A 10,758-nucleotide genomic window follows, 5' to 3' on the forward strand; every position below is an offset into this window, starting at 1 on the left:
CGTAACCTGCCAGAAAATCATGGCTTAGGTGTGGCACTTGTGACCTCTTTTGGGGTGCCAGTGGCTGAAATCATAGAGGTGGTTAATACACCAAAGGGGATCAAAATTTTGAATGTGTATGTTGCCGCCGATGTAGGTATTGCCATTGACTCACGGAATATCGAGGCGCAGTTAGTATCAGCAGTTAATTTTGGTTTAGCGGCGGCTATGATGGGCGAAATCACCTTGCAAGACGGCAAGGTTCAGCAGACTAATTTTCACAATTATGACGCGATCCGTATGCACCAGGCCCCTGTTATACACACCAAAATACTCGAAAACGGTGAACGTATTCGCGGCATCGGCGAGCCGGGTACACCGCCTGCAGCCCCCGCGCTTGCCAATGCCATCTATGCGGCAACGGGCCTTCGCATACGCGAAATGCCATTTAATAAACAAGTACAGTTCGTGTAGGAGCAAGATAATGCAATTGAAATCAATCATGCTAAAAACCATTGCTCTTATTCTTTTGCCTGGGGTGTCGTTTGTTTTTGACGCCTCGGCGCAAAACAACAGCCTTGAGCAGGTAAACAGCCTTGAGCGGATAGACAGCCTTGATCCAGTAGACAGTCAGGCAGCACAAACCTGGAATAAGATCTACGAAGTATTCTCCCACCCACGCTGTGCAAATTGTCATGTACCCGACGACAATCTACCCCGCTGGTCTGGTCCAAATTACGGCAAAACCAGCGTACACGGCATGAATATCTCAGGTGGGCAGAGTCGTATCGGTGTTGAGACCGTGATGTGCAGCACCTGTCATGCGCACACTAATTCAGATGAGCCCCATGGCCCCCCGGGCGCACCCGTTTGGATGCTTGCTCCTGTAGAAATGCTCTGGTGGCAACAAAGTTCAAATCAGATATGCGAGCAAATTAAGGATCCCGCCCGTAACGGGGGTCGCACCCTAGAAGAAGTGGCTCATCACATTGCAGAAGACGAACTAGTCCATTGGGGCTGGGACCCAGGTATTGGCAGAGAGCCCGCACCCTATTCAGCAAAAGAAACCGCCGACTTTGTAACACTTTGGGCCAATGCTGGCGCCCCCTGCCCAGAGTAATACAGCCCATAAAATAGGCAGTAAAACGGCGTGTTCTGGCTTTAGGGGAGTCATCACTCCCCTGTGTCATTTTACAGGCGCAGTCTGTATTAAACGCGCTTGCGTGTGGTAAAAATACCTATCAAACCCAGCATTAATATGAATATTGTGCCCGGCGCAGAGACTGGCACTTCATCCAGCGTTACGCTTAGGTTGTAAGCATAATCTGTGAAGATATCAAAGAACCCTTCGTTTCCGCCAACAGCTAAGGTGTATGAGCCAGCGGTTAATAATATATCAGTTAACGTACCGCCAATCCCTGGTACAAACGGATTGTTACCTGCGACATAGCTTAAATTACTAAACAAATCGCTAAAATCACTACCGTTAGCAAACGGGATACCGAAGTCATTCACCACCGTGCCTTGATAAACACTTAGACCAAGATTGATTAATGCTGAGCTGTTCACGGAAAATAATGAATCAGTACTTACATCAAATGTCACAAAATCGAGCGCGTCACCAAAGGTGTCTTCGTTCGTCCAACCACTGTCACCGACCACTGAATCACTAACGTTACCATCAGCGGGTAGTGCAATAATTGATGCCAACGACAGGGAGCTAAAACATAAGGTGCATGCCATTAACAGAGTATTTAAATAACGTTTCATTGTTTTAATCCTTCTCTTTTATTCGAATATTGGTGTGATAAAACTTCATTTGAACGATTAACAAAACGCGCTGATGAGAAACATCAGCGCGATAATCATCAGTAACCTTGAAAAGCTTAAAGCGCGCCGTTTTCCCAGGGGCCTGTGATAGCAAACGTGACGCCTGGTGACTGCACATTGGCAAACAACCAGCGGCCATGGAAACACGCTCCAGCCCATTCTTGACTGGTGAAACTGCGACGAGCGCTGCCGTCAATCGACTCCCCCACTGAGTCCCAGAAATTAGCTTGAGTGCCAGGGTATATGCTGTCGATGGTAGCTAAGTCCGCTTCGTCTAACGCAATGTTATTCTCAGCGAACGGAAAGATGTCACCTGATTTTGTTAAACCCACAAGGCGCTTAGGATTAGAGCCTCCATCTTCACATAGCAGCATGTTGCCACGAGGGCTGATAGCTATGTTATCTGGGCCATCAACTTGAGTGAGCGCATCTTGAGATTCAAACAAAATGGTGACTGTCTCTTTGCGGGGGTCATAGCAGAACACTTGCCCAAGGTTAGCTGCACCACCCGAGGTAGAAACGAAATAAATTTTACCGTCGTCGTACCAGCAGCCTTCACCACGCTCAATGATCGCGGCATTAAATGCTTGGTCGAAACAACGTTCACTCATGGCATCTGGATCCGGCACTTCTTGCCATGTCACATCCCACACAGTGCCTTCTACTAGACCACCGCGTAAGTCAACTCGTGGTTGATCGTTCACTACCATCGCATAGAGCTTACCGCCCGACTTTAAATCTCCCCACTGACCGGCGGGTTCAAATTTATAAAAAGCAGATGAGCCCGCATCTTCCGTTTCGTATACAAAACCTGTTGCAGGGTCGACCGCAGCGGCTTCATGGGAGAAACGGCCCATTTCACGAATAGGTTGTCCGTCAGAGATGCCAAAACCCGGAACTTCAAATACATACCCATGGTTAACGCCTTGAGGGCCTGCGTTCCAAGCGTGAAACGTTTCTTCGCATGACATCCACGTCCCCCAAGGTGTAACACCACCAGCACAATTGCGAATCGTTCCACCTAGGCTGTTATACGAAGATAAAAACTCACCTTTTAGTACATCAAACATGATAGTTGAGGTGCCGCCATTTTGTGCCTCATTGTAGACACCGCGATTCCCTCTGGGAGATGAAGGAAAGCCTTCTCCTTCCGAGCATTCGTGATTTCGTACCAGTGCAATAACATTACCTTTAACGGCTGCCACTCCCATTCCGTCATGATCGGTTGGTGTGGGTAATCGGTCGGCTTGAACTTGACCTGTCCATCCGTAAGAGGTGTACTCAAATCCTTCTGGCAGTGATAACAACATTAGGCCTGTCGCTTTATCAGCAGTAGGAAACAGCGGACCGTAAGAGCTGCTAAACGGCAGAGATGCCGCTTGTGCTTTACTGGATAACGCCATAAATGCAGTACTTGCCGCAGCCACTGATCCGCCTTTCAATACTTGCCTGCGGCTAAATGCCGGTTCGATTTTCTCTTCGCTTTCTGGTTCTAAATCTTGGTCTAACATGGTATCTCCTAAGGATTAATTTTTCGTTATACAAAGGTTCAACAGAGCGTTGACGGCAACCCAGCGAAGATTAAATTAACGATATTAGATTACATTTTAGTAGCGATTTTTTTACAATTTCGAGATGGTTTAGTGGCATATTTATGGCGCTAATATGACAACAAAACAACAACTAAATAGATTGATCCATTTGCTTGCGAAGTGTTTGTTCTTTGTCTGATTGTGTACGTTGAATTAGTATTATCGACAGCTCATAAAGCAGCAAAATCGGTACGCCAAGGGCAATTTGTGAAATGAGATCCGGGGGGGTAATCAGTGCAGCAATAAAAAATACCACGACTATGGCATGTCGACGATATTCTTTGAGCATGTCGGCATCAACAACGCCTGCTTTGGCCAGTACCAATAAAAATACCGGCAACTCAAAACATAAACCAAACGCCAATATAAGCCTGATCACAAGTGCTAGGTATTCACTCATTTTAGCTTCAAGCTCAACGCTAATACCATCGCTTTGCCCTAGAGACTCAAAGCTAATAAAAAACTCCCATGCCAATGGCATAACAACATAAAAAGCGAGAGCAGAACCTAATACAAATAAAATAGGTGTGGCGATAAATAAAGGTGATAACGCCTTTTGTTCGTTCTGATACATACCTGGCGCAATAAACTTCCAGACCTGTATTAGGGCAATCGGTAAGGTACAAAAGGTTGCACTGAAAAAGGCTAATTTTAGATAGGTAAAAAAGGCTTCGTGAAGACCGGTGTATATCATTCTACGGCCACTATTTGGGCCAAAAATTTGTAAAAGTGGTTGTTGCAACACCTGATAAATTTGTTCAGCAAAAAAGTAAGACACGCCAAACATCAAGGCAAAAAAAGCAAAACAGTATAGCAGGCGCCTGCGTAGCTCTATTAAATGTGTCAGCAATGGTGCTTTATCTACCTTCTTCGTATTTGCTGTGGTGTTCATTTACTCATTTCCTGACGCTGAGCCGTGTTAGCAAGCCCATCAATATCTGCACTAGCTTGGTTTTGAAAAGAGGTCTCGTTAGAGGCCTGCGCTTGCATTATTCTGGCGTTAGTTATTTCTTGCTGTTCGTTATTGTGCTGGCGACGTGCAGCGTGCGCTTCAGCTGATAATGTGCCGGGCGTGAAATCATCGGGTAAATGCTGTATCTCTTTGGGCAAATAGGTCTTCCAATCAGTCTCATTGTCCCTTTGGGTAAGATTGATTTCATTTTCAAGCTGCTTAAAACCCCCTTTTACGTCATTCATCATGCGCTTAGATTTATTGATAACGTGACTTACCATTTTGAACATTTTTGGCAGGTCTTTAGGGCCAATAACGATCAGTGCCAACGCAGCCACAAAACCTAATTCTAACCAACTCAAATCAAACATTTCCCACTCCCCTTTTACCGATGAATATTTCATTAACAGGCAAATATGCCCTGCTTATTCACTGGTAATTTTATCTTTGATTTTGGCTTCTTGTGACGCGTTTTTTTGGGTTTCATCGGTTTCGTTAATGTCGCTTATCCCTTGTTTAAAGCTTTTGATACCCTGAGCTAAATCTCCCATCAATGCTGGGATTCGTCCTCGACCAAACAGTAAAATAAACAACAAAGCCACTAATACTAACTGCCAAACACTTAAGCTCATGCTCGTATTCCTTAAAATAAGTTTAACGTTATAGGCTAAAAAGAATGGCGCTGAAATATGACCTAGGGGTGACAAAAATATGAACTTAACATGTCTATCGACTGGGAGCGGCTTTAGATAACCTATCTATTGAATACAAATTTTCCATAGGTTTAATTTTTCTTAAATGTTCCTCAAATCATCTGTGATACGATCGGCGAATCTAGAGCAGTGCGCCTGACCTTTGTTTTTTATTGGCGCTATTTAAAAAGGTAAGTACATGAAAGTTATTATCGCCCTCGTTGTTTTAGTCGCTGTAGGGGCAACCCTATGGCTTTCCAATCAAGGGCAAATTGAAAATCCAGTTCCTCAAACCCAAGAGTTACCGGTTATTTCGCGACAGCAAATCTTAACCGCTACTGATTTAGTAGATGGGGTCAAAAATGCGTTTCAAGAGCACGACGAGCAGGCTATTTCCCAGTGGCTGGATAGAGCCCTAGCGGTGGCGAAAGAAGCTGATATGCCACAAGAAGACATTGACTATATTGCGTCTGATATGGCGAAAGACTTCGTTGTTTTTCAAGCCCAGCGCAGTATGTTTAATGATGCCGTAGAACAAGCTTATTATGATTTGCTTTACATCGAGGATATCAAAGCTGATTTTCCCCAAGCCCAAGACTTATTCGACAGTGCCGATAAATTGATTGCTGAGCGCGACAATCTCATCAACAAAATCGCCACCGAACTAGCTGGCGGGGACACACCAACCGACGCTGAAGTGCGAACCGCTCGTCAGCAATGGCTAATGCGTTACGCACATCAATAACCGCGCAACATCTTAGTCCAAAAAGCATCGCCACTGAGTTGAACACAAAGCGTTGCGGATGAAAACACAGTTCAATGATTTAAGAGGATAAACTTGAATGCCAAATTTTGTTATCGAATACAGTGCATCTTTAGAGCAGCAAATCAGTGAAGAAACACTAATGGACAGCGTCTTTGAAGGGGCTAAAAATAGCGGTCACTTTCCGCCAGAGGCGATAAAACTCAGAATCGAAAAACGCAGTGGCTTTCGTTTACACGACAAGCAAAAAGACTTTTTACATATTTCGGCGCATATTTTAAGCGGACGTACTGATGAGCAAAAAAGTGAAATCTCAAACGCTGTGTTAACTGAGCTTAAAAAATTAACCTTGAACAGTGTGTTTGTATCGGTAGAAATTGTTGATATACACAGAGCAAGTTTCGTAGATTTTGCGTTCTGATAACGCGTGTGATTAACATCCTTTAAACGAGCGCTTAGTACAGCGTTCGATCCCGTCCTAGCGAATCAAGCCCTCCCCGCCTTAGTTAAAAATAGCCGTTATTAGTTATAAATAGTGGCTATTTTCTAATACGCCAATTGCCTTCACTCGTTTGAACAACAAAGGTCCTTTGCAACAGGCACTATTACCTATACGCCTATGCATTTAGATTTGCATTTTTGAATCAGAGCGATTGATTCTTTCAATTATCGCAATACCAAGAGCTTGTTTAGAATTGCGTTATTAAATTTTCTACCCAAATTTGCCACCTTAACGCGAGAAAGTCAGCATGAAATCCCTAGCTTCAACCAACGCCATTTCCATGAACAATTCAGCACAGCCAAAGCTTGCGCTGATTGCAGAAGGTGGCGGGCAGCGAGGGATATTCACCGCAGGTGTACTCGATGCCTGGCTTGATGAAGGCTACGACCCATTCGATATGTTTTTTGGCACCTCGGCTGGCTCACAAAACCTCACAAGCTACCTAGCAAGACAGAAAGGTTACGCCAAACGGTTAATACGTGGCCTATCACGGCATAAACGTTTTTTTCACTTAGGCAGAGGCCTAGTGGGTAAACACATAGTGGATTTAGATTGGTACTTTGATAAGACCACTGAAGCAAACCGTATACTTGATTTTGAAATGGCTAAACGCACCTTAGGCACAAGAGAGCTGTTTATTACCGCTACTAATGCACGAGATCGTAACCCCTACTTTTTAAGCCCAACGGGTGAAAGCCAGCAGTGGCGAGAGTTGCTAAAGGCATCTAGCGCACTACCGTTTTTATATAAACATGGGGTTAAACTTACGCCCTGGCTGGGCGCGAGAGCTGCCAATGAGTCAGGTTCGAAAGCAGCGAACGAGTCAGCTTCAGACCTAGCAAATGGGCAAAAGTCAGGTACGCCGCAAGCAGACTTTTATCTCGATGGCGGCCTAGCAGCTCCTTTACCTGTGATTGAAGCCTATAAGCGTGGTGCGCGTAAAATTGTGGTTATTCGCACTGCGGATGCACATTTTCAGGCACAATCGGCTTGGGTTCACAAACTCAGATCAGTTGTATGTAAAGCAGGCTACTGCCCGAAAACCATTGATTACTTGGTGCAACATGAACAAGCCTATCAGCAAGAATTAGCCTTTATTGCTAATCCACCAGCTGACGTGGAAATTGTGCAGATTTTTGCTGGTAAAAAGCTACACAGTAAGCTGCTCGGCAGTACCGACAGCGATCTTAGGCATGATCACAAAATCGGCGTAGCTGCTGGCAAAGCCTTCTTGCAAGGGCAAAATGCTTTAAAAAGTGAGGGATTAGATCAGAGCAATCAGGCAAGTGATTATGATCCCCTTGATGATACCGCTTTTGAGGCTCTACATAAAAAGCTCGCACCTGAAACATTAGTAGTTGAAGAGATAGCAGGTGAATATGATGCGCTAGCGCTTGAAGCATTCGTCGCAAACCAACAAGCTACCATGCCCCAGCGCTTATCGGCGTAGTAATTACTCATATTTGAGAAGCCAACTGGTAAGGTCATTCAAGGAGAGAACGAATGACCTCGCAGGTTTTTATAAGTGCAAGTACAAACCTGTAGCACAAAGGCAGTGACACATTTTCTCTGCCTCCTATTTACCTAACCCGTTTATATGAAAAATTTTCTTCGGCGGTGTTGCCCTCGTGCTCAATGGCAACATAAATATTGATCTCTTTGTCGCTTAGCCGCCCAATGGTTAGGCCGTTGAAGTAAATTTTATTGTCTGTGACTTTGACTAATTTAAAATCGACCGTTTTGTCTTTCTTTTCCCAGCCGGTTAGGTCTTTATTGAAGTGCTTCAACCTGAACATAAGCGTATCATTGACCTGTGATATGGTTTCAATTTCGTAGAATTGTACTTGGCCTTCAACCACCAACTTAAATGCGCCCATCTTATACCATTCCACGTTAATAAGTGATGACTCAGCGAGAGTTTAAAAGGGCTTAAACAAGGCGCATGACTGAATGAATAGTTGTTCTCTTTCGAAGTCATGCAACGCAGTGTAAGCCCTTTTAAAACTCGCCTGCAAGGAATGCCCCAGCGGCTTTTGCTCTGCGTTCTCACTATTTGAAAGGGAACAACCATTACTACATAGCGACGCCTTAATCAAAAACCGCTGGACGCATTCTGAGGCGGTCACTTATTAATGCGGATTGGTATTACTGCCGCCTAGCGCTGGTGACCACACCTCTTCCACTAACCCACCAAACGCTTCGCCACGCCAATGGCCTGTCAGCCAGTTCACCGCAGTGAGATTTGCACGAGGTGATTGCTGCTTATCGTCTAGGAACATCAGGTTTGGGAATTTGCCTTCAGCTAATACATTAAAACAAACCAGCATAAGTAAACAAAGCAGACTTTTCTTAATCATTTTTATCCCTTCAATACTTACCGAAATCTATCAAGTAAGGCGTTAACCATTAACTTTTACTTTCGCATTACCAGTGAACTAACGCTTTAAAATAAAATTTATCGCTGTAAGCACTAAACCCATTCGAATCATTAGGCCCCAAAAGCAAGCAAAGGCAACACAACGTTTATCTATCTAACGGCAAAAGTATAGTCTTTCGGTTTGCTTCAAAAGACATGATAGAAAATAACGAGCTATCAGATAACCAGCCAAAACATGCGCCTAATAATTAACATGGCTGTTCTGTTAATTTACCGTATAACAGCTTGCTAAGTTCCACTACCACTCAGCATTCTGTTTTAAGGTGTTTGTAATCAATTTTGCAATTTCCCATCGAGGTGTATTGCTTGAATTAGTAAGGATTATCAGTGCATTTTTGCTGTCAGGGTAAGTAAGAACAAGTGATTTATACCCTCTAATGCTACCCGGATGCCTAGCAATTTGATCATTTGAACTTTTGTATACTTGCCAACCCAACCCCATATATAGTTCACCCCAAGATGTTTTTACTTGGGGCTTTAACATATCTTTGTAAGTTTGCGCGTTCAGAAGAGAGGAATCACCAGCAAGTGTTAATGTAAGCCAGCGACTTAGATCATGTACATTCGAAATTAACCCTTCGCTTGGATTAAACGATAGGTCATAAGGTCTCCGATCAGCTTTATCCAGTAACTTGCCTTTATATGTTGGTTCCGTTTCAGAAAAATATGCACTTTCACTATCGAAATAGCCACTTTCTTTCATATTGCTAGGCTTCAAAATATTGTTATAAATGTACTTTTCATAACTATCTCCCGAAACAGAGCTTATGATCGCCCCTAATACATTGAAATTAGTGTCACTATATTCAAAATCTTTACCTTCATTATTTTCTGGTAAAGACTGTTTGACTAAGCCCAAATAGGACCCTACCGTTCTTTGCTTTTCAAAACCTACAGGTTTAATCGTATCGCTAATCCCTGAAGAGTGAGTAAGTAGCTGCTTAATTGTAATGCTACTCTCTTTAAAGCTAGATAAATATCGTCCTACTTTTTCGTTTAACTCTATTTTATTTTTCTCGACTAACAGCATTATTGCTTGAGCAGTAAACAACTTAGTAATTGAAGCGATACGAAATAATGATTCTTCATTCGTCGCTTTTTCCTGCTTCTTATCTAGAAAACCGAAACCTTTAATATACGTTATTTCACCTGACGTAATTATTGCTACGGACATAGAAGGGATATCATTTTTTATCCGAATTTTTTCTAAAGCTGTAGATAGCTCATCGTCAGTATTCACTGTATCGGCAAGTGTGTTAAAAGGTACGGATAATAGTATTATTATAATTAATTTATACACCAGACTACCTTGTGGAATTAAACGCTTAATCAGTCGGCATTCGCCGTGATTAAGCACAGCTATTCACTGCATATTATTATTCTCTATTTCTAGCACGTTTACTAAGTCGCTGTAGATTCTAAAATTTTTGACGGGATGACATAAAGTCTTGGGGAAATACGGCCAAACACCTTGATACTGCACAAAAGAGGAATTACAAACAAAAAGCTAACGATAATTGTTCCGACTTGAAAACCCTTGTTAGATTCTTATTTATTGTTATGTCTTAATTCCGTTGAAATACTGGCCAATTGTTTTGCTATTTCTGAATGTGCATTTGCCATTTCCTCTTGGGCAACTGCTATTCTCTTATGAGAAGCCACAAAAATGATGGCTAAAATAATTCCTATAAGCGGTATACTGCCCGCTAACAATACGGCAAAGATATCCATAAATACGTTTATACTCCTGAGTCAATCTAACAGCTTAATCAGTCGGCATTCGACGTGTTTAAGCACGGCTATTCACTGCATATTATTATTCTCTATTTTCTAACACGTTTATTAAGTCGCTGTAAATTTTAAATTTCTTACGAGATGATATAAAGACTGGGAAATACGGCCAAACACCTTGATACCGTACATAGGCGAAAATACAAACACAGACCAATGTTCTGGCGGCAAAGTCGCTGCTTTTTGATTTTTATGTGACTCTAACTTTCCCCATAAAAGT

14 protein-coding genes are annotated in these 10,758 nt (G+C 43.0%); 5 read left to right on the forward strand and 9 right to left on the reverse strand.

The genetic code is table 11. The features are described 5' to 3' along the window. Positions 1-453 (forward strand): molybdopterin cofactor-binding domain-containing protein (locus tag GMES_RS08340; protein ID WP_039986953.1); only part of this gene is annotated, 453 nt, incomplete at its 5' end. A gap of 10 nt (positions 454-463) precedes the next feature. Continuing rightward, entirely contained in the window at positions 464-1,099 is a 636-nt protein-coding gene (locus GMES_RS08345) for a hypothetical protein (protein WP_006992202.1), read from the forward strand. 89 nt (positions 1,100-1,188) lie between these two features. Here the strand turns inward: GMES_RS08345 and GMES_RS08350 are convergent, their stop codons facing one another. The 5 genes from GMES_RS08350 to GMES_RS08370 form a co-directional block, all read right to left on the reverse strand. After that, the gene (locus tag GMES_RS08350) at positions 1,189-1,749 is read right to left on the reverse strand and encodes a hypothetical protein (RefSeq protein ID WP_006992203.1); all 561 of its coding nucleotides are present in this window, start codon (positions 1,747-1,749) and stop codon (positions 1,189-1,191) included. Positions 1,750-1,865: 116 nt separating this feature from the next. Beyond that, positions 1,866-3,320 carry a PhoX family protein gene (locus GMES_RS08355; RefSeq protein WP_006992205.1) on the reverse strand — a complete coding sequence of 485 codons (1,455 nt, stop codon included), beginning with the start codon at positions 3,318-3,320 and terminating at the stop codon, positions 1,866-1,868. Between the two features lie 172 nt (positions 3,321-3,492). Beyond that, entirely contained in the window at positions 3,493-4,293 is an 801-nt protein-coding gene (tatC, locus tag GMES_RS08360; protein ID WP_006992206.1) for a twin-arginine translocase subunit TatC, read from the reverse strand. Further along, a complete protein-coding gene (locus GMES_RS08365; protein ID WP_006992207.1) occupies positions 4,290-4,724 on the reverse strand; it encodes a Sec-independent protein translocase subunit TatA/TatB in 435 nt (144 codons plus the stop codon). The genes tatC and GMES_RS08365 overlap by 4 nt, the downstream gene beginning before the upstream one ends. 54 nt (positions 4,725-4,778) lie before the next feature. Further along, on the reverse strand, positions 4,779-4,985 hold the full coding sequence (locus tag GMES_RS08370) for a twin-arginine translocase TatA/TatE family subunit (protein ID WP_006992208.1): 207 nt from the start codon (positions 4,983-4,985) through the stop codon (positions 4,779-4,781). A 259-nt stretch (positions 4,986-5,244) separates the two neighbouring features. On the opposite strand from GMES_RS08370, the gene GMES_RS08375 reads away from it, so the two are divergent. The 3 genes from GMES_RS08375 to GMES_RS08385 all read left to right on the forward strand — a co-directional run bounded on the left by GMES_RS08375 (position 5,245) and on the right by GMES_RS08385 (position 7,760). Continuing rightward, a complete protein-coding gene (locus GMES_RS08375; RefSeq protein WP_006992209.1) occupies positions 5,245-5,790 on the forward strand; it encodes a hypothetical protein in 546 nt (181 codons plus the stop codon). 97 nt (positions 5,791-5,887) lie between these two features. Then, positions 5,888-6,229: a 5-carboxymethyl-2-hydroxymuconate Delta-isomerase gene (locus GMES_RS08380; protein ID WP_006992210.1), complete on the forward strand. Its 342-nt coding sequence runs from the start codon at positions 5,888-5,890 to the stop codon at positions 6,227-6,229. A 328-nt stretch (positions 6,230-6,557) separates the two neighbouring features. Then, complete coding sequence (locus GMES_RS08385) at positions 6,558-7,760, forward strand: patatin-like phospholipase family protein (RefSeq protein WP_006992211.1); 1,203 nt, start codon at positions 6,558-6,560, stop codon at positions 7,758-7,760. A 130-nt stretch (positions 7,761-7,890) separates the two neighbouring features. Here GMES_RS08385 and GMES_RS08390 read toward each other — a convergent pair whose 3' ends face one another. From GMES_RS08390 to GMES_RS08405, 4 genes are all read right to left on the reverse strand, one after another. Then, a complete protein-coding gene (locus tag GMES_RS08390) occupies positions 7,891-8,187 on the reverse strand; it encodes a DUF6265 family protein (protein ID WP_039986956.1) in 297 nt (98 codons plus the stop codon). A 252-nt stretch (positions 8,188-8,439) separates the two neighbouring features. After that, on the reverse strand, positions 8,440-8,667 hold the full coding sequence (locus tag GMES_RS08395) for a DUF6265 family protein (RefSeq protein ID WP_226990271.1): 228 nt from the start codon (positions 8,665-8,667) through the stop codon (positions 8,440-8,442). A 318-nt stretch (positions 8,668-8,985) separates the two neighbouring features. Further along, positions 8,986-10,047, reverse strand: a complete 1,062-nt coding sequence (locus tag GMES_RS08400; protein ID WP_006992212.1) for a serine hydrolase domain-containing protein — start codon at positions 10,045-10,047, stop codon at positions 8,986-8,988. A 248-nt stretch (positions 10,048-10,295) separates the two neighbouring features. Continuing rightward, the gene (locus GMES_RS08405; protein WP_006992213.1) at positions 10,296-10,478 is read right to left on the reverse strand and encodes a hypothetical protein; all 183 of its coding nucleotides are present in this window, start codon (positions 10,476-10,478) and stop codon (positions 10,296-10,298) included. Positions 10,479-10,758 lie beyond the last annotated feature (280 nt).

Source organism: Paraglaciecola mesophila KMM 241, assembly GCF_000315015.1.
Classification (GTDB): domain Bacteria; phylum Pseudomonadota; class Gammaproteobacteria; order Enterobacterales; family Alteromonadaceae; genus Paraglaciecola; species Paraglaciecola mesophila.

What these genes read in the sequence shown, in the direction of transcription:
- GMES_RS08350 (WP_006992203.1), bottom strand. Translation starts at nt 1,749, where the DNA reads ATGAAACGTTATTTAAATACTCTGTTAATGGCATGCACCTTATGTTTT.
- GMES_RS08370 (WP_006992208.1), bottom strand. Translation starts at nt 4,985, where the DNA reads ATGAGCTTAAGTGTTTGGCAGTTAGTATTAGTGGCTTTGTTGTTTATT.
- GMES_RS08365 (WP_006992207.1), bottom strand. Translation starts at nt 4,724, where the DNA reads ATGTTTGATTTGAGTTGGTTAGAATTAGGTTTTGTGGCTGCGTTGGCA.
- tatC (WP_006992206.1), bottom strand. Translation starts at nt 4,293, where the DNA reads ATGAACACCACAGCAAATACGAAGAAGGTAGATAAAGCACCATTGCTG.
- GMES_RS08395 (WP_226990271.1), bottom strand. Translation starts at nt 8,667, where the DNA reads ATGATTAAGAAAAGTCTGCTTTGTTTACTTATGCTGGTTTGTTTTAAT.
- GMES_RS08390 (WP_039986956.1), bottom strand. Translation starts at nt 8,187, where the DNA reads ATGGGCGCATTTAAGTTGGTGGTTGAAGGCCAAGTACAATTCTACGAA.
- GMES_RS08380 (WP_006992210.1), top strand. Translation starts at nt 5,888, where the DNA reads ATGCCAAATTTTGTTATCGAATACAGTGCATCTTTAGAGCAGCAAATC.
- GMES_RS08405 (WP_006992213.1), bottom strand. Translation starts at nt 10,478, where the DNA reads ATGGATATCTTTGCCGTATTGTTAGCGGGCAGTATACCGCTTATAGGA.
- GMES_RS08345 (WP_006992202.1), top strand. Translation starts at nt 464, where the DNA reads ATGCAATTGAAATCAATCATGCTAAAAACCATTGCTCTTATTCTTTTG.
- GMES_RS08385 (WP_006992211.1), top strand. Translation starts at nt 6,558, where the DNA reads ATGAAATCCCTAGCTTCAACCAACGCCATTTCCATGAACAATTCAGCA.
- GMES_RS08375 (WP_006992209.1), top strand. Translation starts at nt 5,245, where the DNA reads ATGAAAGTTATTATCGCCCTCGTTGTTTTAGTCGCTGTAGGGGCAACC.
- GMES_RS08355 (WP_006992205.1), bottom strand. Translation starts at nt 3,320, where the DNA reads ATGTTAGACCAAGATTTAGAACCAGAAAGCGAAGAGAAAATCGAACCG.